Source organism: Gordonia alkanivorans (assembly GCF_004011905.1).
GTDB classification, from domain to species: Bacteria; Actinomycetota; Actinomycetes; order Mycobacteriales; family Mycobacteriaceae; genus Gordonia; species Gordonia alkanivorans.
Genome location: NZ_CP027114.1, coordinates 713,269 through 738,740 on the forward strand (window position 1 = coordinate 713,269; position 25,472 = coordinate 738,740).

Here is a 25,472-nt window from a genome sequence, read left to right on the forward strand (position 1 = left end):
GACGTGCTGGTCACTCCACCGAGTGGACGACCGTGGAGACGCCGGTCAGGCGATACAGGAGGCGGTGCGTCGGGCCGACGACGCCGTCACGGTGTCCTCCACGACCACCTCGCCGTCGACGGTGATCGAGCACTTGGCGCCGCTTCCCGTCCCGGCGATCACGAGCAGGCGCAACGGATTGTCGCTGCCGGTGAACTCGACACTCCACGGATTCGACGGCGCGAACTCCGACCGCAGGCCCATCGAGTCGACGTAGAGGATGGTCGCCTGGCCGTCGATGGCGACCTCGTAGGTCACCGGCTTGTCCTGCGGGTTGACGCGCTCATCGGGTCCGCCGGGCGCCGACCGGCCGGGACCGTCGGGGGTCAGCCGCGGCGGCTCGAACGTGCGGGGAAGCGGGACCGTGTCGATCGTGGTGGGCGGGTCGGCGAGCGGCGGCTCGGTGGGCTCGTTCCGGAATATGCCGCTGAACCCGACGATCGCCACCGCCACCAGCACGACGAGTCCGAGACAGACGATGAGCGACGTCGTGGACACCTTCGGGATGCGGGACTCGTCGTCCGCCCCGGCTGTCGACTCGGCGGCGGCCCGAGCCTCTTCGCGTTCGGCCTGCTCGGCGATCCGGAGTTCGGTGTTCGTCGGCTGGCCAGGCGTGAACAGGGCGGTGCCGTCCGGGGCGTAGCCGAGCGGCGGGTACAGCTGCGGCGACGCGGATGTCTGCGTATACGGATCGTTGCCGTGATCCCGCGGGTCGCGGGCGTCGCGGTTCGGCCCGCCGTACGGCTGTCCCATCGTCGGCCTCCGGTCGAAGTGTCGTCTGTCTTCGACCTTACGGCGGGTCGCGATGGTAGTGACCCCGCGCGGTCCGGAAATACAGGTCGCTTGGGGTTCGATCCGACGCGGATCCGGTTGACCAAATGAAATCGGCTGCTTCTCGAAATGACTTCCCACGCGCGGACAGCCGGCCTCTGGGGGTCGAGGCGTCCTCGACCGATGCCGCGCTGCCGCCCCTACCCCCAGTATCTGGGGGCGGCAGCCCCCTGACAGGCCCCGCCGAAATAGTTCACCGAGTGAACTGATGCCACCTTCACACAACTGGAAACAGCGTGCAACAGATGGGCGCCGGCGCGTCGTCATCCGTGACCCGCTCGGTGTCCGAAAGTTTTTCCCTCTTCACCATAAGCGCTGGACGGGGCCTTGCCGCAAGCCCCCACCGGGTGCAGAATCGCCTTCCCACCTGCCGGAAGTCCCACCCGCATCGCACCATCGGAGCCGCCTTGTCCGTGCCGTCCGCCCCGCTCGCCCCTGAACCCAGCACTGTCTTCGACCTGCCGCCCAGGCTGTCCGTCAAGGCTGACCCCGCTCTCATCGCCGACGACGAGCGACACTTCGCCTCGATCGCCACGAGCCTCGCCGAGAGCATCGCCGACGCGAACTCCCGGATCGCGGCGCTTCGCCGATCCGATGGCGGCGGCGGACGTCGAGCCCTGGATCGGGATCTGGAGATTCACGAGACCCTGTCCCGCGTGCGGGCTCTGAAACGCTTCGACCTCGAGGCTTGCCTGGGGCGCATCGTCGGCGCCGACGGTGAGGTGCTCTACATCGGCCGGCTCGGTCTCACCGATGCCGCCGGCCAAACCCTTCTCGTCGACTGGCGTACACCCGTGGCGGCACCTTTCTTCGCCGCGACCCTGCGTGATCCCGCAGGACTGGTCAGTCGACGCCGCTACCGCTGGACGCAAGGGCGGATCACCGACTACTGGGATGAGGTCTTTGTCGACGACCCGGCTGCTCTTGATCGTCACGCAGCTCTCGACGACCAGTCGGCATTCATCGCCGACCTGGGCGCCGTCCGTTCGCCGCGGATGCGGGACGTGCTGGGCACTATCGCCGCCGATCAGGACGCGATCATCCGTGCCGGCTCCCACGGCGCGCTGGTCGTCGACGGCGGCCCCGGGACGGGCAAGACGGTGGTGGCCCTCCATCGGGCGGCCTATCTCGTCTACGCCGACCCTCGACTCGCCGGTAACCGCGGAGGGCTCCTCATCGTCGGTCCGCATCGCCCGTACCTCGCCTACGTCGCCGATGTGCTGCCGAGCCTCGGCGAGGAGAGCGTGCAGACGTGCACGCTCTCCGATCTCGTCGTCGAAGGGGATTCGGCGACAATGGAATCCGACGATCGCGTGGCACGACTGAAGTCGTCGGCGCGGATGGTCGGGGCTGTCGAGCCGGCGGTGGAGTTCTACGAGCAACCACCGACGACGCCGCTTGTCGTCGAAACGCCCTGGGCCGAAGTCACTCTCACTGCATCGGATTGGACCGAGGCGTTCGATGTGCCCGAGCCCGGCACGCCGCACAACGACGGCCGGGACGAGGTGTGGGAGGAACTCGTCTCGATCATCGCCTCGAAGCACGACGACGATGTTCCCTTCGGCGCACTGCGGCGTGCGCTCGCCACCGACCACGAGCTCACGTCGGCATTCAATCGCGCGTGGCCGGTTCTGCAACCGGCGGACATCGTCGGCGATCTGTGGTCGGTGCCCGCCTATCTGCGCCGGTGTGCGCCGTGGCTGACACCTGACGAGGTGCGTGCCCTACAGCGCGACATCCCCGACGCCTGGACCGACGCCGACCTCCCGCTGCTCGACGCTGCGCGACGCAGGGTCGGGGACCCCGAAGCCGCCCTGCGCAGACGCCACCGTCGGGCGACCGTCGCGGCCGAGCGCGATCGCATGAACCAGGTGGTCGACGACCTGATCGCAGCCGGGGTGCACGACGACGGCGAGGGCCTCATGACCATGCTCCGCGGGGAGGATCTGCGCAACGCGCTCGACGACGGCGTCGTGGCCGACACCGGCACCGCGGACCCGCTGGCCGGACCATTCGCGCACATCGTCGTCGACGAGGCGCAGGAGCTGACCGACGCGCAGTGGCAGATGCTCCTCGACCGCTGCCCGTCGAAGAGCTTCACGGTGGTCGGCGACCGTGCACAAGCCCGTCACGGATTCACCGAGTCGTGGTCGGAGAGGTTGCGGCGGGTCGGGTTCGGCGACGTCGCCCTGGCGGGGCTGACCATCAACTACCGCACGCCCGAGGAGATCATGGGCGCCGCGGAACCGGTCATCCGCGCCGCGCTGCCCGACGCCAACGTCCCGACCTCGGTACGCCGCACCGGCTTGCCCGTCCGTTACGGACGACGATCCGAGCTCGCGGGGGTCGTCGACGAATGGTTGTCCGCGCATGACGAAGGACTGGTCTGCGTCATCGGCGACCCGGGCTTCGCCGAGAACGAGCGGGTCCGGTCGTTGACCCCGACCCTCGCCAAGGGGCTCGAGTTCGATCTCGTGGTGCTCGTCGATCCGGAGTCGTTCGGCGAGGGGATCGAAGGTGCCGTGGATCGGTATGTGGCGATGACGCGGGCGACGAACGAATTGGTGGTGCTCACCACAGACACGTAGATCACGTTCGTCGCCGACGAATGAACCCGCCACCGGGAGCCGGTGGCGGGTTCACTTTCTGTGCGCCCGTAGGGATTCGAACCCCAAACCTTCTGATCCGTAGTCAGATGCTCTATCCGTTGAGCTACGGGCGCGTGTTATTCAGTTGTACCGCCGTCGGCCGACTGCGGTGGCGGAGGCGAGAGGATTTGAACCTCCGGTCCCGTTTTAGCGAGACAACTCATTAGCAGTGAGTCCCATTCGGCCGCTCTGGCACGCCTCCTTGGCGGAGTCCTTTCGAACTGCCGGACGAAAGATTACACACCCGCCGCGTCCACAAGCAAACCGTTTGGTCAGAGCCGGTTTTTGCCCCTCTGACGGGTCGGCCTACATTGGTCTGGTGAGCCTGCGAATCCGCCCCGATCTCGACACCCTTCCCGTCTACGTTCCGGGCAAGACGTTTCCCGGGGCCGTGAAGCTCGCGAGCAACGAGGTCACCGAGGGTCCGTTGCCGAGCGTCGTCGACGCCATCGCCGCAGCCGCGGCCGGAGTCAACCGCTACCCCGACAACGGCATCGTCGAACTCACCGCAGCGCTCGCGAAGAAACTCGGCGTCACCGAGGACGAGGTCCAGGTGGGCTGCGGATCGGTGATCCTCTGCCAGAACCTCATCACCATCACCAGCGGCCCCGGCGACGAGGTGGTCTTCGGCTGGCGGTCGTTCGAGACCTACCCGCTGGCCACGCGTGTGGCGGGGGCGACGCCGGTGCAGGTGCCGCTTACCGGCGACCTCACCTACGACCTCGACGCGATGGCTGCGGCTGTCACCGACCGGACCCGGTTGATGTTCGTGTGCAATCCGAACAACCCGACCGGCACCGTCGTCGAGGCGGCCGACCTCCGCGCGTTCCTGCAGCAGGTGCCGTCGGACATCCTCGTCGTGCTCGACGAGGCGTACTTCGAGTACCTGCGCCTGCCGGAGAGCCAGGCCTACGACGCACTCGAACTGCGTCGCGAGTTCCCGAATCTCGTGATCTTGCGCACCTTCTCCAAGGCGTACGGCCTCGCCGGTCTCCGCGTCGGTTACGCGATCGCCGACCCCGAGGTCATCACTGCGCTCGGCAAGGTCCACGTGCCCTTCTCGGTGAGCAGCGTCGCCCAGGCGGCCGCGCTCGCGAGCCTCGAGGCCGCGGACGAGCTCGTCGCACGGACCGACGCCGTGGTCGCCGAACGTGCCCGCGTGACCGAGCGGCTACGGGCCGCCGGCTACCGAGTGCCCGAATCGCAAGCGAACTTCGTCTGGCTCGATCTGGGCGACGCGGCGATGGAGTTCGCGCGGGCCGGCGTCGACGCCGGTGTGGTGATCCGACCGTTCGACGGTGACGGTGTGCGCGTGACCGTCACCAACGCCGTCGAAGGTGACGTCTTCTTGGCGTTCGCCGAGAACTGGGGCGGACCCCGCGCCTAGAGACCGCGCGCGATGGTCGGCCACGCGACCTCGAGGTCGCGCTCCCAGTAACCCCAGGTGTGGGTACCGATGAGCCGGAAGCCGTCGGTGTACGGGATGCGTGCGGCGCGCAGGGTGACCGCGAACTCGAGGGAGCAGCGGTAGGCACCCAGTTCGAGCGCGGACGACGAAGCCGTCACGACGTCGCGGGTGCCCTCTTCGGGGTCGATCCGGCGCTGCAGGTCCAGGGGACCGATGGCCCCGGACCCGGCGGAGAGGAAGATGTTCTTCCCGCGGAGTTTGTCCAGATGGTGAGTCGGGTCGTGAGCGCGCCATCCGGCCGAGCCGAACGGTCCCCACATGTTGGTCGCGTCGCCGCCGTCACGGCCGACCGTCGAGCGCACATACGCCTCGTTGAACGGCCCCGACACCGGCGGACAGCCGCTGAGCGACGCGACGCCGGTGTACATCGCCGGGTTCCGGACGGTGAGCGCGAACGCCGCCTGCCCGCCCATCGACAGACCGATGATCGCGTTGCGCCCGTTGCCGTTGAACCGCTCGTCGACGAGCGGGGGCAGCTCCTTGGTCAGGAACGTCTCCCACATCGGCTTGCCGAGCTTCGCGTCCTTGCGCTTCCAGTCGGTGTAGAAGGTGCCCGACGCTCCGGCGGGGAGCACCACGTTGACGTTCTTGTCGGCGAAGAACCGGCCGGCACGGCCCTTGGTGATCCAGTCGCTCACGTCCTTGTAGTTGCCGGCACCGTCGAGCATGTACACCGTCGATCGCGGACCCGTCGCCCCCGGCGGGGTCAGGACGGACACGCGGATGCGGTCCTTCATGGCCGGGGAGTACACCCATACATCGGTGCGCAGGGCACTCATCTTCACGGTCTTGGCGATACGTGCGACGGGTTTCGGCTCGGTCGTCCGCGGTGCCGCGTGGGCCACCACCGGGGTCAATGCAGCCGTCATCAGCACACTGGCAAGGCCCGCGATCAAGCGCCTCGAAATCACGTCAAACTCCCTACCCGGCAAAACCCCGACCGCACCGGAAGTCACCGTTCGTCATGTAACTGCACCGCACCGGACAACCGGACACGTGGCGGACATCTAGACTGTCAGACTACCTGCTGGTCGGCAGGGCGAGACGCCGCGGAAGTGGCCGATCCGATACCAATCGCCACACAATCTCTGTCCCCGAGCGAAAGTCACGATGAACGCAGCGAAGACCGGTCTCGAGGACGGCGGGCTCGACGACTCCGCGTACGCGTTCGTCGCGGAGGTCGGGGTCCGGTGGTCGGACATGGATGCCTTCGGGCACGTCAACCACGCGCGCATGGTCACCCTCATGGAGGAGGCGCGCATCGCCTGGCTCCTGAGCGCCGGCGAGGAGTACACCCCGCTGATCACCAGCGCGATGATCGTCCACGTCGACATCCGGTACCAGGCCCAACTCAGACACGACGACTCGCCACTGCGAATCGGCATGTGGATCAAGAACTTCCGGTCGGTCGACTTCACCATCGGCTACGAGATCCGCGGTGCACATGCCGACCCGGTGAGCCGCCCGGCGTGTGTGGCGAGCACCCAGATGGCCGTCGTCGACGTGGAGAAACACACTCTCCGGCGTCTCAGCCCCGGCGAGAAGGACTACCTCAAGGCCTGGTCACGACGGCTCGTAGCGAGCCGGTAGCTCCCGCGGTACGGCCGGTGATATCCGGGCGATGTTGCCCTGCAACACATCCCGGTAGATCCGAAGCTGCTCTTCGCCGCTGCGCACCTGCTCGGTGAGACGCATGGTGTTGTCGACCGAGATCTCCCGATCTCCCGAACGCGCGATCAGCGCGTCGATGCGGTCGTCCAACGTCATCGCCTTGTTGTATTCGGCGAGCACCTGGAGTTCGACGGCGGCCGACTCGACGACGTGCGCGACCTCGCCGAGTGCCTGGACGCGATCGATGAGTTCACTCCACACCGGGCGGAGCGTCGTCTCTCGCTGGTCTATCTGGGCCGCGAAGGTGCGGTCGAATCCGCCGTTGCGCTTCGCGCGGTCGAGGTCGATGCGAACAGCTCGCAGGCCGATCACGTCGGCGGCGATCTCGGCCAGCTCGGCGTGGAGGTTGACCTGGGTGCGCTGCACTTCGAAGTGGTCCGAACGCCACGCGGGGTTGCCGACGATGCGGTCGTAATAGTGGCCCGCGATGAACAGCAGTGTCTCGTAACCGTCGACGAAGGTCGCCGATCGCGGGGCGCCGGCCTGTGCCGCGTCGCGGCTGGTGGTCAGGAGCTGATCGGCCCACTGCCCGGCCTGCGGGTTGCCCGACTTCGCGGCGACCTGTCCGACGACGCCGGCGATGCGGTCGATGGCCGCCGTGCCCGCGCGTCGGACATAGCCCGAGGAGTTGACGTTGGGGGTCGGCGTGCACAGCAGGCCGGAGAAGAGCCGCTCGCGTTCCTCGATCTCGAGGTAGATGTTCTCGCGACGCTCGCGACGGATCGCGCGCGTTCCCGAGGCGAGGACGCCCTTGGCGGTCACGATGTGCTTCCGGGCGTCGTCGCGGCGACGTTGGAGACCGTTCAGCCGGTTGCGCATGACGGCGCCGACGACGCTCGGGACGACCGGGTTGGACAGCTGGTGTTCGAGCTGGACGATCGCGCGCTGCAGGCGGCGCAGGTCGCCGAACCCGGCGGGGACCGTCGGCATCGGGCGGCCGGTGGAGATCCTGCGCACCACGATCGCGCGGCCCCCGGGAGTCAGGTAACCGGCCGCGACGAGCAGCGCGGCAGTGTCGGACAGTTCGCGACGCTCACCCGGCAGTGCCGACCGGTCGCACCACTCGCGGATCTGCTCGCTGCTGCGCGCAGGCATCCGCCTCTGCCCTCTCGAGCCGTTCTCGACCATGCCATTGCCGCCTTACCTGGGAGAATCGGTGCGCCCCCGTTTCCGCAAACACCGATTTCGATGCTACCCGCGGTTTCCGACACGCCGGGGTGACCGCGATCTCCTCACCCGGGCTCGCCCGAGGCGTTCGTGCTGTCACGATGTGGGCATGACCGATTCCGCCGAGGCCGGTACCGAACGGCACGCGAACGAGCGGGTACGCGGCCAGCTCTGGCGCGAAGGCGAAGCCGTGGACGGCTTCGACATCGACGCGATCTCGGACTGCCTCGACACCGACGATCCCGACACCCTCATCTGGGCCGACCTCGAATGCCCCACCCACGAGACCCTGTCGAGGGTCGCCGCCGAGCTCGACCTCGATCCCTTCGCGGTCGAGGACACCGTCGCGGCGGCCGAACGCGTGAAGACGGTCATGTACTCCGGCCACACGTTCGTCATGGTCTACGCGATCGTCCTGCACGACGGCGCCGCCGGTGAGACCACGTCCGACGACGTCGCGGAGAACGCGTCGGGGACCGACTTCCGGGCGTCGTCGGACGGGCGCGCCCGCATGTTCGACCTGCACCGGATCTCGATCTTCGTCAAACGGAACGTTCTGATCACTGTGCGCCCGACCCCGGACTTCGACATGGACGAGGTGGTCCGGCGCTGGTCGGAGAGCGGCGCGACGCAACACGGCATGGGCGCGCTCGTCCACGGCCTGCTCGACGTCGTGGTCGACGGACATTTCGACGCGGTCCAGCGACTCGACGACGAGATCGAGGACCTCGAGGCACTGCTCTTCGACGAACGGGTCCCGGGCCGGGAACTCCAGCGCCGCACCTACGATCTGCGCAAGGACCTGGTCGTGCTGCGGCGGGTGGTCCTGCCGATGCGTGAGGTGATCGCCGGCATCCAGCGGCGCCGTCTCGAGAACCACGCGCCGCCCGAACTCGATCCCCACTTCTCGGATCTGTACGACCACGCCCTCCGCGCGTCCGAGTGGACGGAGTCGTTGCGGGACATGATCACGACCGTCTTCGAGACGAACCTGACGCTCGCCGACGCGCGGCTGAACACGGTGATGAAGAAGCTGACGGCCTGGGCCGCGATCATCGCGATTCCGACGGCCATCACCGGTTTCTACGGACAGAATGTGCCGTATCCGGGGTATCTCGCCACCTCCGGCTTCATCATGAGCATCTCTCTGATAGTTGTAATCGTGCTCGGCCTCTACATCACCTTCCGACGCCGCGATTGGTTGTGACCCGACGTTGAACTCCCCCGCCATCACGATCGATGGATTGACCAAGCGCTTCGGTGCGGTCACCGCGGTCGACGACTTGTCCTTCACGGTCGCGCCGGGGCGCGTGACGGGTTTCCTCGGACCGAATGGTTCGGGCAAGACGACCACCCTGCGAATGCTGCTGGGGCTCGTCGAGCCGACGGCGGGACGAGCACTCATCGGTGACCGCCCGTACCGGCAGATCCGTCTGCCCGCACAGCAAGTCGGGGCGGCGCTGGAGGCGTCGAGCTTCCACCCGGGCCGCACCGGACTCGGGCACCTCGAGGCCCTGGCACCGCAGGTCGGAGTGTCCACCACACGGTGCCGGGAGTTACTGGACTTCGTCGGACTCACCGGGGCCGTGGACCGTCGGGTCGGTGGCTACTCGATGGGCATGCGCCAGCGACTCGGGCTGGCCACCGCACTTCTCGGCGACCCGGGGGTCATCCTGCTCGACGAACCGGCTAACGGTCTCGATCCCCAGGGCATCGTCTGGTTGCGCGGACTCCTTCGATCGCTGGCCCACGAGGGGCGCACGGTGCTCTTGTCGAGTCACGTTCTGGCAGAGGTACGCAGCACCGTCGACGACGTGGTGGTCATCAGCAACGGTCGACTCGTCCGCGCGTCCACCCTGACCGAGTTCGAGGACCTCGCGGTTCACGCGGTCGGGGTCCGCACGCCGAGCCCCGCGTCGTTTGTGGCCCTGGCGCGCGAACGCCACTGGCGAATCGAGGACGCCCCCGGGGGGTTCCGCATCCACGGCGTCGACACCGCGACCGTCGGCTCCGCGGCATTCGGCGCCGGGATCGAGTTGCACGAACTCACCGACGCCGGAGCCGATCTCGAGACCGTCTTCCTGCAACTGACCGGTTCGGCCACGCCGTCGATGGGAGCTGTGCGATGAAGGCGGCGCTGGTCGCGGAATACCGCAAGTTCGTCTCCACCAGGATGTGGTGGGTGCTGCTCATCGCGATGGTCGGATACCTGGCGTTCATCGGTGCCGTCCTTGCCTTTTCGATGACCGCTGACGATGCGATGAATCAGCCGGTGCTGCTCTCGGGTGGCGACCTCGCGCGGTCGATCTACGCACTGACCTCACCGATCGGATATGTCTTCGCGCTGGTGATCGGCAGCTTGGCGGTGACCGGCGAGTTCCGGCACAAGACCATCACCGCCAGCCTCCTGGTGGAGCCGCGACGCGGAATCCTGTTGGTGGCCAAGTTGATCGCGGGCATCCCGATCGGCGCGCTGTACGGCATCCTCGGCACGCTCGCGGTGGTGGCGACCGCCGCGCCGGTCCTCGCGCTCCTCGGGGACGGCGCCTTCCTCGGCGACACGTCGACCATCGAGGTCATCGTCCTGTCGATGCTCGTGATGGTGTTGTGGACGGCGCTGGGCGTCGCCTTCGGGGCGGTGGTCTCCAATCAGGTCGCCTCGATCGTCATCCTGCTGGCGTTCACCCAGCTCGTCGAACCGATCGCCCGGATCGCGCTGGCCTCCTTCGACGCCACCACGTCGGTGTCGAAGTTCCTGCCCGGGTCGGCGGCCGACGCCCTGGTCGGCACGAGCTTCTACGCCAGCATGGGTGAGGGCGCCGGGGATCTGCTCCCGCAGTGGGCCGGTGCTCTCGTGATGCTGGTGTACATCGCCGCGTTCGCGGTGATCGGGCGGTACACCACGCTGCGACGCGACATCGCTTAGCTCCCGCATCAACGGGGCGTATGCCGAGCCCGTCGTTGCAATCCGGTCACAACACCTGTCCCATCCGTCACATCTGCCCCATACTCGACGGGTTACTCGACCCACGACGAGGGGATGCCGCATGCGACGACACCGAACGCTGACCGGGGCACTGGTGGCGGTCGGGGTGTCACTCGTCGCGCTGACACTCACCCCGGGAGTCCCGTCCGCTGTCGCCGACCAGGACACCGCCCGCATCGTCTCGACCACCGCCTTCGACGGACGCGAGCGCCTCAAGATCTGGTCGCCGTCGATGGGTCGCGAGATCACCGTCGACGTCCAGCATCCGGCCGGGGACACCACGCGACCGACGCTGTACATGCTCGACGGCGCCGAAGCACACGACGAGGAGTCCGGCTGGTACGCGATGACGAACCTGCAGCAGCTGGCCGCGGGCGAGAAGCTCAACGTCGTGACGCCGGTCGGCGATCCGCACAGCTACTACACCGATTGGCGCGCAGTCGATCCCGGCGTCGGCAAGAAGTACATGTACGAGACGTTCCTGACCGAGGAACTGCCCCCGCTTATCGACGAGGAGTTCGGCGGCAACGGTCGCAACGCCATCGCCGGGGCGTCTATGGGCGGGGTCGCGGCCCTGACCCTCGCCACCCGACGCCCCGCGCTGTACCGCGGGGTGGCCGGGTACAGCGACTGCGCCAACATCTCGAGCCCCCAGAACCAGCTGCTCACCCGATGGGACGTGAGCCGCGGCGGCGGCAACGCGAACAACATGTGGGGCCCGATGGGCGACCCAGAGTGGAGCGCCCACGATCCCTACGTGAACGCGGAGGAGCTGCGCGGCAAGACCATCTACATGTCGTCGGGAAACGGCCTCCCCGGGAAGTACAACAACCTGCTCTCCGACCCGATCGACGAGACCTTCCAGGGCATGATCGGCGAGTTCGGCAGCTGGACCTGCACCGGACAGATGAGCAACCGCTTGAAGCAACTCGGCATCCCCTACACCTCCAACCTGCGACCCAGCGGCACCCACAAGTGGGGCTACTGGAAGGACGAACTGGCTGTGTCCTGGCCGATCCTGATGCGCTCGATCGGACTGCGCTGATTCACGCGGGACGCGGGATGGCCGCCGAGAGGCTCTGCCCGATCCACGACGGGATCTCGCGGGCGATCTCCGCCGGGGCGTGGACCTCGGCTCGATCGGCGCTGAGCGCGTACCGCCAGTCGATGTCGCCGCGCCAGATCTCGGTCAGGGTTCTCAAATCGGTCACGATGGTGGCGTCGACCTCGTAACCGGGATCGAAATCGCACACCTGCGCGTCGTCGCCCGACACGACGAGCCACCAGGTGCCCGACCTACCGATGACATCGCGAAACCTGAACTGCACCATGGTCCGTAGCCGTGGCCATCGTTCGACGGCGATGGTGCGGCGCATGTCCCACATCAGCAGGTGAGGGTCGAGGTCGGCGTCTCCGAGTTCTCCGACCCAGCGAATCCCCCACTGGCTCAACGCCTCCACCACAGTGGTCAGCTCCTGGCCCATGTCGGTCAGTGAGTACACCGAACGACCACCGATGTCCGAACGCCGAATGACCCCGGCTCGTTCCAAACTGCGGAGCCGCTTGGTGAGCAGCGCCGGCGACATCTTCGGTACGCCGCGTCGTAGTTCGTTGAAATGACGGCTGCCCAAGAGCATTTCGCGGACGATCAGGATCGTCCAGCGTTCATCCAGGAGCTCCATGGCCTTGGCGACCGGGCAGAACTGTCCATACGACGTCATCGCATCCTCCCTTGCGTCGTTGAATCCCAGTACACACCCGCGGCACGTCGATGACCAGTACAGAATGTGAACCGGAACCGGTACAGATGTTGGTCTAGAGGGAAGTCGTCCCGACGGCGGAAGCTCGTGGTGTCCGCAAACGAACCCCGACACGACCACGACGAGGAGTCCCCATCATGACCACCACCCAGCCCACCCCGTTCGACGCCGAGATCAAGGCGCGCCACCGCAAGCTCTGGGCAGCGGGCGACTATCCCGCCGTCGCCGATCTGATCGCCCCGCTGGGCCGGCGACTCGTCGACGCGCTGTACATCCGGTCCGGCGACAAGGTTCTCGACGTCGCCGCCGGCGCCGGCAACGTCGCGGTGCCGGCAGCTCGGGCCGGTGGGCACGTCGTCGCCACCGACCTCACCCCCGAGCTGCTGGAGACCGGCGAGGCGCGGCACAAGGATCTCGGCATCACCTGGCGCACCGCCGATGCCGAGGACCTCCCGTTCGACGATGACGACTTCGACATCGCGACCTCCTGCGTCGGCGTCATGTTCGCACCCAACCACCAGCGGTGCGCCGACGAACTCGTCCGCGTCGTCCATACCGGCGGCAGGATCGGCCTGATCAACTGGACGCCAACGGGTTTCATCGGCGAACTGTTCGGCGTCATGAAGCCGTATGCACCGCCGCCACCTCCCGGAGCACAGCCCGGACCGCTGTGGGGCAGCACCGACCATGTGCGATCGCTGTTCGACGGCCGCGTGACCGATCACCGGTTCACCACCACGACGGTGGAGATCGACAAGTTCCCCGACGGCGCCGCCTTCCGGGACTTCTTCAAGGCCCACTACGGCCCGACGATCGTGACCTTCCGCAACATTGCCGACGACCCGACGCGCGTCGCCGAACTCGACACCGCCATCGCCGAGCTCGCCGACCGGCACATCACCGACGGCCGCATGGAGTGGGAGTACCTGCAGGCTGTGCTCACCGTCGTGTGAGCCCGCCCCCGCCGCGTGGCACAATCGCGACTTCCCTTCAGATGCACCACTTCCGGCTGGCGCTTCTGGCCGGAACCAGCGATTGTGCCCGGGCGCGGGTCACGCGCGCGCGAACGCCGCCTCCGATTGCGGGTTGCGCGCGACGTAGCGCCGGCCGACCACGAAGCAGACCGCGGTGAGGATCGACGAGACGATCATGAGGCAGGCCATCGGCACCGCGGTGTGGTCGCCGGCGAGGCCGCCCAGCGGGGACAACGCGCCACCCACGAGGAACATGATCCCGCCGAGCACGGCGCTGCCGGCGCCCGCAGCGTCGTGGGTGTGCTCCATGGCCAGGGCGGCCGCGTTGCCGAAGATGAAGCCGATGGCCGTGGCGAGGACAAACAGCGGGACAACCAGCAGGACCGGCACCGACGACACCGCCGCGCCGAGCACCCCGCACGCGGCGAGGATCAACACGGGAAGACTGCGCTTGATGGTCGTCGCGGGATGGACCTGCCGACGCGCCAGCCTCGACGAGATCAGTCCTCCACCCATCATCCCCAGCGCGTTGACCGCAAAGGCGCAGCCGTACACCAGCTCCGACGTTCCGATGACGTTCTGGTACACGAATGACGAGCTCGAGATGTAGGCCATCAGCGCGCCGAACGCGAAGGCCTGCGTCAGTACGTAGGCCATGAACGCCGGGCGCTTCAGCCGACCGAGTAGGTCCCCGAACCGAAGTCGCGGTGCACGACGCTCCTGCGGCAGGGTCTCCGGCACCGAGGTCACCGCACCGATCAGCTGCAATACGGCCGTAGCCAGGATCACCGCGAGGATGCCGCGCCACGGAACATGTCCTGCGAGAACACCTCCCACGAGCGGTGCGATGACCGGTGCGAGACTCTGGATACTCATCATCAGCGTCATCGACCGGGCGCCGGCGAGTCCGCGGAGGAGATCGGCGATGACGGCGCGGGCGATGACCATGCCGGACGCCGCCGCGAGCGCCTGCACGAACCGGGCGCCGATCAGCACCTCGATGTTCGGTGCCGCGACCACCACCACACCGGCGATGACTGCGCCGGCAGAGCCGATGATCAGCGGGAGACGCCGACCGAACCGGTCCGAGATCGGACCCCAGATGACCTGGCCGACACCCACACCGATCAGGAACGCGGTCAGCGTCAACTGCACGTGCGTGGCGTCCGTGTGCAGAGCGTCCTGGACGTCGATGAACGAGGGCAGGTACAGATCGGTCGCGATCGGTGCGGTCGCCGACAGGAGCGCCAGAGTGAACAGGAGGCGCGCACCCAGGCCGTCGCGGGTGGTCGGAGCAGAGCTTGTCACCGGCGGGAGATCATCAGCCCAGCTGAGTACCTGCGGGTCGCGGACCGTCTGACGACCCCTTCTCCCCGTCGTTGACCTCGGCGTATTCGACGACGAGGGGCGCGTGGTCGGAGAGCCGGACATCCGGCGTCGGTTCCTTGTCGACCTCGACCCACCGCGCCCGACGCGCGAGCCCGGGTGTCGCGAGATGGTGGTCGATGCGCCACCCGACGTCCTTGACGAAGGACTCCCCCGCCCAGCTCCACCAGGTGAGCGGGCCCGGCCGGTCGCCGTGCAACGCACGCACCACGTCGACGAGCCGGCGCGACCCGGTGATCTCACCGAACCACTCTCGTTCCTCGGGCAGGAAGCCCTCCATCTTGCGGGCCGCACGCCAGTTGGTGACGTCGTGTTCGAGGTGGGCGACGTTGAGGTCGCCGAGAAGAAGGAACTCCCGCCCGGCGCGGCGTGCCGCGAGCCGGCTGCGCTGCAGTTCGCGGGCGAACGCCGCCAAGAACCGTTGTTTGCGTGCATGTTTGGTGCCGCCATCGGGCTTCTCCCGCATCGAACCGGGCCGCTGCAACTCCGCGGGCAGACCGCCCTTGGGTAGGTAGATGTTCGCGACGGTGAGGGGCCGGTCGGCCAGATCGACCTCGACATACCGCCCTTCGAGCGCGAAAGCGTTCAGCCCGAGCGCCTTCGGTGGATGCGTCAGCCAGGTACGCACTGCGGCGGGCGCGGTGCGGGTCAGGATCGCCACGCCGTTTCGTCCCGGGATCGTGCCGACGTCGACTGCCGCGGTGTAACCGGCGAACTCACCGACATCGTCGATGCCGCACCGCAACTCCTGCAGGCCCACGACATCGGGATCGCGCTGTGCCAGCCAGACGTCGAAGCCGCGCCGACGTGCCGCCCGAATCCCGTTGACGTTGAACGACGCAACGGTGAATCCGGCTCCCTCGACCTCAGACATCCCGAACGACGATCGAGGTGAGTGACGGCCGCTTGGGATCGCGGCCGTCGCCGAGGGAGACCCCGCGGAGCTTGCGTATGAGCCACGGCGTGAAGAACTCGACCGCCCACCGGGTGTCGCGAACGAGGGCGGCCACCGGATGCGAAACCGGTGCGGGTGGCAGCGGATTGCCCCAGTCGTCGGTCGCGTCGGGGAGACCGAGGGCATGCGCGGCAGCGTCGGCAAACCTCTCATGCCCGAACGGCGAGGCGTGCAGGCGGTCCGACGACCACGATCGCGGGTCCGTCAACACCGGTGCGGCGTGGAGGTCGACGAGGATAAAACCGTAGGTCGCGGCGAACTCGCGATTCATCGCGTTCAGCTCCAGCAACCGGTGCTCTTTTCGGGCGGCGAACGGGATGGTGCGGACGATGTTCGGGAAGGTCGAGACGACCACCGTGACATCCGAATCGGCGAGTCGCCGATAGATCGCATCGAGGTCGGCGCGCACCTGGGTGAGGTCAGAGCGGCCGATCACGTCGTTCATACCGAGCGGTGCGGCGACGAGATCCGGTTCGAGAGCGAGCGCCGGTTCGAGCTGATCCTCGAGAACCTGCCGCGTCCGCTTCCCACGGATCGCCAGATTGGCGTACTGCAGATCCGGGTTGAGTACCGCCATCCGCTCGGCGAGGCGATCGGCCCACCCGCGGAATTCGTACTCCGGGTGCGGGTCTCCCAGACCCTCCGTCTGACTGTCACCGATGGCGACGAACCTCGAGAACTGCACGGCGAAGATCTTAGGACGCCGCGTGCCGTGTCGTGCCTCACGTACAGATTCGCGAAGGCGCCACACGGCGATCCTGGCGGAAGCGGAGGGATTTGAACCCCCGGTGGTTTTACCCACGCTCGCTTTCAAGGCGAGTGCATTCGGCCGCTCTGCCACGCTTCCCTGACCAGCAAGAGTACGTCAAACACGGACATCGGCCGTCAGCACCCCATTGCGCCGCGCTGATCTGGTGGTAGGCGGCTCCGAGTCAGTCCTCCTCGGCTTCGCGCTCCCGCCGCGCCGCTTCGATCACCTCGGGTGGAGCCGGCTTCCGCAGCCAGGCCTGCATGCGCAGCAACCCGCCTGCGATCGTGCCGATGGCAACCACGGTGATGATGATCCAGAACAGAGTGGACATGAGCCCATTGTCCGCCCACCGAAGCCGAGTGAACACCGGTTCGGCCCGGGACGTCGCGGGACACCGTGGTTCTGGTGCCCCATGTGGAACCATCGACAGGGTGAAAGCCATCGTCGTCGAATCCGAGAACCTGTCCGTGCAGGACGTGCCCGACCCGTCGCCGGCTGCCGGTGAGGTGGTGATCGACGTGGTCGCGGCCGGTGTCAACCGTGCCGACATCCTCCAGCGAGCCGGGAACTACCCGCCGCCGCCCGGTGCCTCGGAGACGCTCGGTCTCGAGGTGTCCGGCCGGATCTCCGCGCTCGGTGACCAGGTGTCCGGTTGGGCGGTGGGCGACGAGGTGTGCGCACTCCTGGCCGGCGGCGGCTACGCGGAGAAGGTCGCGGTTCCCGCCGAGCAGGTCATGCAGGTCCCGCGTGGCGTCGACCTGGTGTCGGCGGCCGCGCTCCCCGAGGTCGCGTGCACCGTGTCGTCGAACGTCTTCGACACCGCGCACCTGAGCACGGGCGAGCTGCTTCTCATCCACGGCGGATCGAGCGGCATCGGCACCCATGCGACACAACTCGCGCATGCGATGGGCGCCCGGGTCGCGGTCACCGCCCGCACCCAGGCCAAGCTCGACCGGTGCCGCGAATACGGCGCCGAGATCCTGATCGACTACACGCGAGACGATTTCGCCCAGATCCTCAAGGACAACGGCGGCGCCGACGTGATCCTCGACATCATCGGCGCCAAGTACCTGTCGTCGAACATCAAGGCGTTGAGCACCGACGGACGTCTGGTGATCATCGGGATGCAGGGCGGCACGAAAGCCGAACTCCCGATCGGCCTGCTGCTGGCCAAGCGGCTGTCGGTGATGGGCACGACGCTGCGCGCCCGTCCCGTTCACGGGCCGGGCGGCAAGGCCGAGGTGGTCGCGGCGACCATGGCCCGCACGTGGCCGTTGATCGAAGCCGGGAAGGTCGAGCCGGTCGTCGACCGCACTTTCCCCCTGGCCGACGCCGCCGCGGCGCACGACCACCTCAACAGCGGTGACGCCATCGGAAAGGTCCTGCTGACGGTGGAGTAGGTCAGCGAGCGGGGGCCGACTCCTCGTCGGCGGCGGCGACCGCCTCCTTGATCTTGCGGAACGCGATCCCGAGACAGGCGAACTCATCCGGGCGCATCGCGTCGACGACGAACCTCCGGATGACCCGGTCGCGGAGATGGACGTGGGTGGCAAGAGTCTCGCGGCCCTGATCGGTGAGGTGAACAAGTCGATGGCGCCCGCCCGCCTTCGACTCGAGTCGTTCGACGTCGCCGACCTCGCTGAGTCGCGCGATCATGCGCGACACGGTGCTGACGCGCATGTGCACGGTGTCGGCCACCTCGCTGACACCCAGCTTCGGCGATTGCGAGATCGCCTCGAGGATGCGCAGGTCCGACAGCGACAGGCCGCGCCTTACGAACTCGTCGTTGACGCGCGCGAACAACGCCCATCCACCGTCGACGAGGTAGAACCAACTCTCGGCCTCGGCAGAGGTGAGTGACCGCGGAGGACCTGATGCTCGATCATCCTTGTTTCCCGACACAACAGGGCAACATACATTGTTGTTAATTCGGGACGCGCAATAGTGAATACCGTGCGGGGTTGCGCTGTCCTCTGTTCAGGCGAGTGAACCCAGGGTCCGGACCAGGTGGTCCACCTCGTACGGCGTCGAATACGGTGCGAGACCCACGGTGACGGCACCCCCGAACTCGGGTGCGCCCATCCGCACCAGCGCTCGGTGAGGGACGTCGGCAAGCGCACACACCCCGTTGTCGGCGAGGCGACGCACCACCTTGTCGGCGCTCACCCCGTCAACGGTGAAGCTCACCAGCGGCACCCGGTTCTCCTCGGTGCCGACCACATTGACGTGATTGAGCTGGGTCAGCGTCGTGACCAGGTAATAGGTCAGCCGCTGCAGGTACTCGTAGACGCCGTCGAGGGACGTGATCAGACGGCGCCGGCGTTTTCCGATGCCATCCTCGTCCAGTCCCGCGATGTGTTCGACCGAGGCCACCAGTCCGGCGAGCATCGACCCCTGGTGGGGTTCCGGTTCGAGTCGTGCCGGCCCCTTGGCGCCCGGGTCCATCGACATCAGTCGTAACCGGTCGATGACCTGGGGTTCGCGAAACACCATCGCCGACATCCGCGGGCCGCCCCAGCGTTCGGCGGAGACCACCAGGACGTCGGCCCCGAGCTCGTGGATGTCCAGCGACAGGTACGGCGCGGCATTGGTGGCGTCGACGACGAACAGCGCGCCCGCCTCGCGGACCAGCGGCGTGATCTCGCCGATGTCGGTGATGGCACCCGTCGTCGACGAGGCGAGGGTCACGGCGACGACCTCGGTCTCCGGAGTGATGAGATCACCGAACTGCCAGGCGGGCAGCGCACCGCTCTCGACGTCGACCTCGGCCCACCTGATCCGACCGGCATACCGCTCGGCCGCGCGGACCCACGGAACGATGTTCGGCTCGTCGTCCTGCCGGGTCACCACCACATCGCCGCGCAGGAACGCGTGCGGGGAGAGCGCCTCGGCCAGGCAGGCCAGCAGCGAGTAGCGCGACGGACCGAGGACCACGCCCGCGGCGTCGCCGCCCACGAGATCGGCGATCGCGCGTCGAGCGCTGTCGGTGACATCCGCGGAGGCGCGGGCCGACGGGTACACGCCACCGGGAGCCGCCGCCAGATGACGGAAGCTGGTGGTCACCGCCGTGGCGACCGAATCCGGAACCTGCATACCCGCCTGAGGGTCGAGGTGAATCCAGCCGTCGCCGAGCGATGGAATCAATCCACGCACATAGGCGACGTCGAAAGCCATGGCACGAGGATAGACGCCCTTACTCGCGCCGTTCACCGCCTCTGGTGAGTGCCGGTACCCGAACGATCCGCGCCCGGCGAGGTCTCGGTCGATCTGGATGGGCACAATGGGAGCCATGGCAATCGATGGCACTCCAGGACCCGGTTCGACGCCCGGCAGCCCCTTCGGCGCCGGCGACTCCGAGAACGTGATCGTGGTGGGCGCAGGCGTGGACGGCCCGAAATCCGGCGACGAGTCGTCGGAGTCGACGAGCGTCGCCGACATGGTCGAGCAGCCCGCCAAGGTCATGCGGATCGGCACGATGATCAAGCAGCTGCTCGAGGAGGTGCGGGCCGCACCTCTCGACGAAGCCTCGCGCAACCGGTTACGCGAGATCCACGAGTCGTCGATCCGCGAACTCGAAGAGGGCCTCGCGCCCGAGCTGCGCGAAGAGCTCGAGCGCCTCGCACTGCCGTTCTCCGACGATCAGACTCCGTCCGACGCCGAGCTGCGGATCGCGCAGGCCCAGCTCGTCGGCTGGCTGGAAGGCCTCTTCCACGGAATCCAGACGGCACTGTTCGCCCAGCAGATGGCGGCCCGCGCCCAGCTCGAACAGATGCGTCAGGGTGCACTGCCCCCGGGCATGCCCGGACCCGGCGGTGGCCCTGGCCACAGCACCGGCCAGTACCTCTGAGTCCCGGCGCGGGTACGCTGACTCCTCGTGTCAGCGGTAGTAGACGACGACGCGATACCCGCGCGTCCCGAGAGTTCTGAGTCACGCACCTTCGCGCGTGCGGTCAAGGACCTCCGCGACGGTCTCGCCAGCCGCGAGCTGTGGTTCCATCTGGGTTGGCAGGACATCAGGCAGCGGTATCGCCGGTCGGTGCTGGGCCCGCTCTGGATCACCATCGCCACCGGCGTCACCGCGACCGCGATGGGCCTGCTGTACGGCGAACTGTTCGGCATGGACATCAAGGTGTTCCTGCCGTACGTCGCGCTGGGCTTCATCTTCTGGAACTTCATCCAGACCTCGATCCTCGACGGCGCGGAGGTGTTCGCGAAGAACGAAGGCCTGATCAAACAGCTCCCGGCCCCGGTCAGCGTCCACGTCTACCGGGTCGTGTGGCGGTCGCTGATCATCTTCGCGCACAACGTGGTGATCATCGTGATCATCTTCGCGATCTTCACACCGCCGCTGAACTGGACCGTGTTCCTCATCGTCCCGGCCATCGGCCTGTACGTGCTGAACGCGGTGTGGGTGACGATCGTCTTCGGTATCCTGTCCACCCGCTTCCGCGACATCGGTCAGCTCCTGACCACCGCGGTGCAGCTGGTGTTCTTCATGACGCCGATCATCTGGACGACGTCGAGCCTGAGCAGCGCGACCGGCGAGACGTCGTCGCGGCTGAAGCTGGTCGAGCTGAACCCGATGTTCCATTACCTCGAGATCGCGCGCGGACCGCTGCTCGGCGAACCGGTGGAGTTCTACCACTGGGCCGTCGTCCTCGGATGCACCGCCGTCGGCTGGGTTCTGGGCATGCTGGTGATGCGCAACTATCGCGCCCGCGTGGCGTACTGGGTGTAGGGACTCAACTGATGGCCAGAAACAACACCCTCGAGGACAACCGGGTCCGCGTCGACACGTGGGATGCCTGCGTCGACTTCCCGATCTTCGACGCCAAGACGCGTTCGCTGAAGAAGTCCGTCATCGGCGCCGCCGGCGGTGTCATCGGATCCAACGCGTCGAACGTGGTGGTCGTCGAGGCTCTCAAGAACATCAACCTGCACCTCAAACACGGCGACCGCATCGGTCTCGTCGGCCACAACGGCGCCGGCAAGTCGACGCTGCTGCGCCTGCTGTCGGGTATCTACGAACCGACCCGCGGCGCCTGCCGGGTGCATGGTCGCGTCGCCCCGGTCTTCGATCTCGGCGTCGGCATGGACCCCGAGATCTCGGGCTACGAGAACATCATCATCCGCGGCATGTTCCTGGGCATGACCCGCAAGGAGATGCTGAAGAAGATCGACGACATCGCAGAGTTCACCGAACTCGGCGACTACCTGCAGATGCCGCTGCGCACCTACTCCACCGGTATGCGCGTCCGCATCGCACTCGGCGTCGTGACGTCGATCGACCCGGAGATCCTCATCCTCGACGAGGGCATCGGCGCGGTCGATGCCGACTTCATGAAGAAGGCGCGTGGTCGTCTGCAGGCGCTCGTCGAGCGTTCCGGAATCCTGGTCTTCGCCAGCCACTCCAACGAGTTCCTCGCCCAGCTCTGCGATCGCGCGCTGTGGATCGACAAGGGTGAGGTCCGCATGGAGGGCGGCATCGAAGAGGTCGTCGAGGCCTATGAGGGCCCGGGCGCCGCAGCCCACGTCCGCAAGGTGATCGCCCAGGTCCAGGCCGATTCGCAGAAGGCTTCCGAGTGAGCGGTTCCCGGCCGGAGAAGGTGATCGCGGTGGTGGTGACCCACCGTCGCGTCGAACTGCTCGCCGAATCCCTCGCGGTGGTGTCCGGTCAGGACCGGCCCGTCGACCACCTCATCGTCGTCGACAACGCCGACGAACCCGCGGTCGCCGAACTCGTTGCGTCTCAGCCTGTTCCCACCACGTACCTGGGGTCGCAGCGCAACCTCGGCGGTGCCGGCGGTTTTGCGCTGGGCATGCTGCACGCACTCGCGCTCGGCGCCGACTGGGTCTGGTGCGCCGACGACGACGGCCGGCCCGACGGATCGTCGGTGCTCGCGACGCTGCTCGACTGCGCGAAGCGTCACGACCTCGACGAGGTGTCGCCGGTGGTCGCCAACCTCGACGACCCGGACACCCTTGCCTTCCCGCTGCGACGGGGACTCGTGTGGCGCCGTAAGCGATCCGAGCTGTTCGCCGACGGTGAGGCCCAGTCTGACGATCTCCTGCCCGGCATCGCGTCGCTGTTCAACGGCGCGCTGTTCTCGGCGAAATGCCTCGAGCAGGTCGGCGTCCCCGATCTCCGGTTGTTCTTCCGCGGCGACGAGGTCGAGGTGCACCGCCGTCTGGTTCGCTCCGGGGTGAAGTTCGGTACCTGCCTGCGAGCCGGCTACCTGCATCCGGACGGTTCCGCGGAGTTCCGCCCGATCCTGGGTGGCCGCATGCACACCCAGTACCCGGACAACGACACCAAGCGCTATTTCACCTACCGCAACCGCGGCTACCTCATGAGCCAGCCCGGTATGCGCAGGCTGCTCCCCCAGGAGTACGCCCGCTTCGGCTGGTTCTTCCTTGTGCAGCAACGTGACCCGAAGGCGTTCGCCGAGTGGGTACGACTGCGCGGATTGGGTCGTCGGGAGCGGTTCACAAGGCCCTGAGTCGGCGCGAATTGTTGCGGCAGTCGGTCCCGTATTCCGGTACCAAGTGCCGCAACTTTTTTCAGAGCCCGGCGCGCGGGGTCATGCCGAGCGCGGCGACACCACCGACCACCCCGATTCCGGCGAGCACCCACCACGCCGAGACGAACCCGTCGTGCACGTCGTCGTAGAGAACCGCGGTGCCGACGATCGCGACGAACACGCTGACACCCAACGACATTCCGATCTGGCGGTTCATGCTGACCACCGCACTGCCGGTCGCCGCCTGATGGGCGGGTAGGTCGGCCGTCGCGGAGGACAGGATCGACGGCAGCGCGAATCCGACACCGGCACCGCCGATGAGCCAGCCGGGCAGCATCTCGGTGGCGAAGTCCGGGGTCGCGTCGACCGACAGCGCGACCATCCCGATCCCGACCGCGAACAGGACACAGCCCGCGGCCACGATGACGCCCACCGGAATCCTCGCATTGAGGCGATCGGCGACCGCCGCGAAGATCGGGACCATCAGCGGTCCGGTGGACACCGCCAACCCGGTCGTGATCGCCGAGAACCCCCAGACCTGTTGTAACCACAGGATGTTGGCGAGCAGCGCGCCGGCGAACGGAATCGAGAAGAGCAGGATGGCCACGTTGGCGTAGGAGAAGGCCCGAACCCGCAACAACGCGGGGTCGATGACCGGTTCGGCGTGGCGTCGGGAACTCAGCACGAACCCGGCGAACGCCACCAGCGCAACGAGCCATGCACCGATGATGCGGGAATCCGACCAGCCCCATTCACTCCCCTGCACCAGACCCAAGGTCAGCCCACCCACGGCCACCACGAGCAGACCGGCGCCGAGAGCATCGGGAAACGCAGTCACAGAATCGTTTCGGGAGCGGACGAGAACGAGCGCACCCGCGATGAGAGCGGCGATGCCCACCGGGATGTTCACCAGGAACACCCACCGCCACGACGCCTCCACCAACACGCCTCCCACAGCGGGACCGAAAGCGGCGGCGAGCGCACCGGTGGCCGCCCAGATCTTCACACCCCGCGCACGACGCTCCGGCGGCAATGTCGACACCACCAGCCCGAGGCTTGCCGGCGTCAGGATCGCCGCACCGACGGCCTGCAGCGCACGGAATGCGACGAGCCACCAAACACCCTGTGCTGCAGCGCAGGCTGCACTGGCGACGGTGAACAGTGCGAGACCCAGAAGGAACCCACCTTTACGGCCATAGCGATCGACGATCCGGCCCGCCGGGACGAGGAGCGCCGCATAGAGAATCGCGTACGCGTTGAGGATCCACGACATCGCGGACAGGCTCGCGCCGTCGAAGTCGGCACTGATGTCGTCGAACGCGACGTTGACGATGAACACGTCCAGGCTGGCCATGAACGCGGCGCCGGACAGGATGAGCAGCGTGAGCCCGGGACGGGCGAGAACCGGTGACGCTGCGGCGGAGTCGGTTTCGGTACGCGTGGAGGTCATGGGGCCGACCACCCCACGACGCGGCGGCTCTGGCGCGCGGAAGCGAGGAGCCGCCCGTTGCGGTCACGGAGGGTGGTGTCGTCGACGGACCAGCCGCCCGACGTGGAGATGTTGCGGGTGTGCACGAGGACCGGCGCCGGTTCGGGATCGTCGAGCGCTGCGGTGATGTGCATCGAGAAGGCGACGGTGGGGATGGCCAGGGGTGCGGTCAGTGTGGGGAAGACCGCGGGCGGCAGACAATCGGCGAGCAGGCCGAGGTAGGCCGCGTCGAGCGCCATGGGGGCACGCGTCGAGATCCACGCACGCATCCACGGGTCGTCGGCGCCGGTCAGCGGCAGCGGGCCATCGACCGGGCGAAGGTCGAGGTGACCGCCCATGGGGACGATCTCCGGCGGGATGTCGAACTGCGCGAGCCCTTCCGGACCCGGCACGGCCGCCGTGAAGTCGACGATGTCATCGGCAGCGGCGTCGCCGACCCGCCCCGCCGTCACCGAGGCGATCGCGATCTCGGCGGTTCCCTGCGTGACGGCCACGTCGACGATCCGCGTGTGCCGGCCGACCTCACGGACCGACGGCGTCAGGATGAGTTCGCCGCCGGCCGGTTTGCCGACGAACCGCAGGTCCACCGCGCGGACCGACGCCCCCGGCACCGCATCGGCTGCGACGTGTACGGCGAGCGCGACGATCGCCCCGCCGAACGGGCCCGACCAGCCCCACCAACTCTCGTCGATGGTTGCCGCCCACCTCCCCGAACCGACCGGCAACGCCCCGAATTCTCCCGCCAGACCACCGGCAGCGTTCCACTGCCTGCTGAGTTGTTTCATGCAACTCATGCAAGCAGGTTGAGTTGCTTCACGCAACCCAC

General features: G+C 67.5%; 25 protein-coding genes and 3 tRNA genes. 13 read left to right on the forward strand and 15 right to left on the reverse strand.

Annotated features, from left to right (window positions below):
- Positions 1 to 45: 45 nt before the first annotated feature.
- Entirely contained in the window at positions 46 to 792 is a 747-nt protein-coding gene (locus tag C5O27_RS03355) for a hypothetical protein (RefSeq protein WP_035754333.1), read from the reverse strand.
- 485 nt (positions 793 to 1,277) lie between these two features.
- Here C5O27_RS03355 and helR point away from each other — a divergent pair, with 485 nt between their 5' ends.
- A complete protein-coding gene (gene helR, locus C5O27_RS03360) occupies positions 1,278 to 3,458 on the forward strand; it encodes an RNA polymerase recycling motor ATPase HelR (RefSeq protein ID WP_084813222.1) in 2,181 nt (726 codons plus the stop codon).
- Positions 3,459 to 3,519: 61 nt separating this feature from the next.
- Here helR and C5O27_RS03365 read toward each other — a convergent pair.
- Together C5O27_RS03365 and C5O27_RS03370 are read right to left on the reverse strand one after the other, a co-directional pair.
- Positions 3,520 to 3,592, reverse strand: a tRNA-Arg gene (locus C5O27_RS03365).
- A gap of 36 nt (positions 3,593 to 3,628) precedes the next feature.
- Positions 3,629 to 3,720, reverse strand: a tRNA-Ser gene (locus C5O27_RS03370).
- Between the two features lie 117 nt (positions 3,721 to 3,837).
- Here C5O27_RS03370 and hisC point away from each other — a divergent pair.
- On the forward strand, positions 3,838 to 4,905 hold the full coding sequence (hisC, locus tag C5O27_RS03375; protein WP_006358725.1) for a histidinol-phosphate transaminase: 1,068 nt from the start codon (positions 3,838 to 3,840) through the stop codon (positions 4,903 to 4,905).
- Here hisC and C5O27_RS03380 read toward each other — a convergent pair.
- Positions 4,902 to 5,855 (reverse strand): alpha/beta hydrolase, encoded by a 954-nt coding sequence (locus C5O27_RS03380; protein WP_244216583.1) that lies wholly within the window; start codon positions 5,853 to 5,855, stop codon positions 4,902 to 4,904. The two genes, hisC and C5O27_RS03380, sit on opposite strands and share 4 nt — an antisense overlap.
- Before the next feature lie 241 nt (positions 5,856 to 6,096).
- Between C5O27_RS03380 and C5O27_RS03385 the strand changes: the two genes are divergently transcribed.
- Positions 6,097 to 6,576: an acyl-CoA thioesterase gene (locus C5O27_RS03385; RefSeq protein WP_006358728.1), complete on the forward strand. Its 480-nt coding sequence runs from the start codon at positions 6,097 to 6,099 to the stop codon at positions 6,574 to 6,576.
- On the opposite strand, the gene C5O27_RS03390 is transcribed toward C5O27_RS03385, so the two are convergent.
- Positions 6,550 to 7,785: a hypothetical protein gene (locus C5O27_RS03390; protein ID WP_127961912.1), complete on the reverse strand. Its 1,236-nt coding sequence runs from the start codon at positions 7,783 to 7,785 to the stop codon at positions 6,550 to 6,552. The two genes, C5O27_RS03385 and C5O27_RS03390, sit on opposite strands and share 27 nt — an antisense overlap.
- Positions 7,786 to 7,933: 148 nt before the next feature.
- On the opposite strand from C5O27_RS03390, the gene C5O27_RS03395 reads away from it, so the two are divergent.
- The 4 genes from C5O27_RS03395 (at position 7,934) to C5O27_RS03410 (ending at position 11,855) form a co-directional block, all read left to right on the forward strand.
- Complete coding sequence (locus C5O27_RS03395; protein ID WP_127961913.1) at positions 7,934 to 9,031, forward strand: magnesium transporter CorA family protein; 1,098 nt, start codon at positions 7,934 to 7,936, stop codon at positions 9,029 to 9,031.
- A gap of 7 nt (positions 9,032 to 9,038) precedes the next feature.
- Complete coding sequence (locus C5O27_RS03400; protein ID WP_127961914.1) at positions 9,039 to 9,953, forward strand: ABC transporter ATP-binding protein; 915 nt, start codon at positions 9,039 to 9,041, stop codon at positions 9,951 to 9,953.
- Entirely contained in the window at positions 9,950 to 10,750 is an 801-nt protein-coding gene (locus C5O27_RS03405) for an ABC transporter permease subunit (RefSeq protein ID WP_035754319.1), read from the forward strand. The genes C5O27_RS03400 and C5O27_RS03405 overlap by 4 nt, the downstream gene beginning before the upstream one ends.
- A gap of 121 nt (positions 10,751 to 10,871) precedes the next feature.
- Entirely contained in the window at positions 10,872 to 11,855 is a 984-nt protein-coding gene (locus C5O27_RS03410; protein ID WP_127961915.1) for an alpha/beta hydrolase, read from the forward strand.
- 1 nt (position 11,856) lies between these two features.
- Here C5O27_RS03410 and C5O27_RS03415 read toward each other — a convergent pair whose 3' ends face one another.
- Positions 11,857 to 12,531: a winged helix-turn-helix transcriptional regulator gene (locus tag C5O27_RS03415; protein WP_127961916.1), complete on the reverse strand. Its 675-nt coding sequence runs from the start codon at positions 12,529 to 12,531 to the stop codon at positions 11,857 to 11,859.
- Between the two features lie 176 nt (positions 12,532 to 12,707).
- Between C5O27_RS03415 and C5O27_RS03420 the strand changes: the two genes are divergently transcribed.
- Entirely contained in the window at positions 12,708 to 13,523 is an 816-nt protein-coding gene (locus tag C5O27_RS03420) for a class I SAM-dependent methyltransferase (RefSeq protein ID WP_127961917.1), read from the forward strand.
- Between the two features lie 99 nt (positions 13,524 to 13,622).
- Here C5O27_RS03420 and C5O27_RS03425 read toward each other — a convergent pair whose 3' ends face one another.
- From C5O27_RS03425 to C5O27_RS03445, 5 genes are all read right to left on the reverse strand, one after another.
- Positions 13,623 to 14,852, reverse strand: coding sequence for a multidrug effflux MFS transporter (locus C5O27_RS03425; RefSeq protein ID WP_127961918.1), 1,230 nt, complete (start codon positions 14,850 to 14,852; stop codon positions 13,623 to 13,625).
- A 13-nt stretch (positions 14,853 to 14,865) separates the two neighbouring features.
- Positions 14,866 to 15,804, reverse strand: a complete 939-nt coding sequence (locus tag C5O27_RS03430; protein ID WP_006358737.1) for an exodeoxyribonuclease III — start codon at positions 15,802 to 15,804, stop codon at positions 14,866 to 14,868.
- Positions 15,797 to 16,570, reverse strand: coding sequence for an SGNH/GDSL hydrolase family protein (locus tag C5O27_RS03435; protein WP_127961919.1), 774 nt, complete (start codon positions 16,568 to 16,570; stop codon positions 15,797 to 15,799). Before C5O27_RS03435 ends, C5O27_RS03430 begins: the two co-directional genes overlap by 8 nt.
- Before the next feature lie 74 nt (positions 16,571 to 16,644).
- Positions 16,645 to 16,732, reverse strand: a tRNA-Ser gene (locus tag C5O27_RS03440).
- Between the two features lie 85 nt (positions 16,733 to 16,817).
- Positions 16,818 to 16,967, reverse strand: a complete 150-nt coding sequence (locus tag C5O27_RS03445; protein ID WP_006358739.1) for a hypothetical protein — start codon at positions 16,965 to 16,967, stop codon at positions 16,818 to 16,820.
- Positions 16,968 to 17,067: 100 nt separating this feature from the next.
- Between C5O27_RS03445 and C5O27_RS03450 the strand changes: the two genes are divergently transcribed.
- Positions 17,068 to 18,036: an NAD(P)H-quinone oxidoreductase gene (locus C5O27_RS03450; RefSeq protein WP_035754307.1), complete on the forward strand. Its 969-nt coding sequence runs from the start codon at positions 17,068 to 17,070 to the stop codon at positions 18,034 to 18,036.
- Between the two features lies 1 nt (position 18,037).
- Here the strand turns inward: C5O27_RS03450 and C5O27_RS03455 are convergent, their stop codons facing one another.
- Positions 18,038 to 18,538 (reverse strand): MarR family winged helix-turn-helix transcriptional regulator, encoded by a 501-nt coding sequence (locus C5O27_RS03455; protein ID WP_208651416.1) that lies wholly within the window; start codon positions 18,536 to 18,538, stop codon positions 18,038 to 18,040.
- A gap of 75 nt (positions 18,539 to 18,613) precedes the next feature.
- Complete coding sequence (locus tag C5O27_RS03460) at positions 18,614 to 19,810, reverse strand: cysteine desulfurase-like protein (protein ID WP_035754467.1); 1,197 nt, start codon at positions 19,808 to 19,810, stop codon at positions 18,614 to 18,616.
- Positions 19,811 to 19,925: 115 nt separating this feature from the next.
- Between C5O27_RS03460 and C5O27_RS03465 the strand changes: the two genes are divergently transcribed.
- From C5O27_RS03465 to glfT1, 4 genes are read left to right on the forward strand one after another with little or no spacing between them, the layout of a single operon-like run.
- Positions 19,926 to 20,483: a bacterial proteasome activator family protein gene (locus C5O27_RS03465; protein WP_006358743.1), complete on the forward strand. Its 558-nt coding sequence runs from the start codon at positions 19,926 to 19,928 to the stop codon at positions 20,481 to 20,483.
- A gap of 27 nt (positions 20,484 to 20,510) precedes the next feature.
- Positions 20,511 to 21,374 (forward strand): galactan export ABC transporter permease subunit Wzm/RfbD, encoded by an 864-nt coding sequence (wzm, locus tag C5O27_RS03470; protein WP_006358744.1) that lies wholly within the window; start codon positions 20,511 to 20,513, stop codon positions 21,372 to 21,374.
- Positions 21,375 to 21,385: 11 nt separating this feature from the next.
- Positions 21,386 to 22,222, forward strand: a complete 837-nt coding sequence (gene wzt, locus C5O27_RS03475) for a galactan export ABC transporter ATP-binding subunit Wzt/RfbE (protein ID WP_127961920.1) — start codon at positions 21,386 to 21,388, stop codon at positions 22,220 to 22,222.
- Positions 22,219 to 23,136, forward strand: coding sequence for a galactofuranosyltransferase GlfT1 (gene glfT1 / locus C5O27_RS03480; protein ID WP_127961921.1), 918 nt, complete (start codon positions 22,219 to 22,221; stop codon positions 23,134 to 23,136). Before wzt ends, glfT1 begins: the two co-directional genes overlap by 4 nt.
- Before the next feature lie 61 nt (positions 23,137 to 23,197).
- Here the strand turns inward: glfT1 and C5O27_RS03485 are convergent, their stop codons facing one another.
- A complete protein-coding gene (locus tag C5O27_RS03485) occupies positions 23,198 to 24,607 on the reverse strand; it encodes a DHA2 family efflux MFS transporter permease subunit (RefSeq protein WP_164905299.1) in 1,410 nt (469 codons plus the stop codon).
- Positions 24,604 to 25,431: an acyl-CoA thioesterase gene (locus C5O27_RS03490; RefSeq protein ID WP_127963746.1), complete on the reverse strand. Its 828-nt coding sequence runs from the start codon at positions 25,429 to 25,431 to the stop codon at positions 24,604 to 24,606. The genes C5O27_RS03485 and C5O27_RS03490 overlap by 4 nt, the downstream gene beginning before the upstream one ends.
- Positions 25,432 to 25,472: the final 41 nt, after the last annotated feature.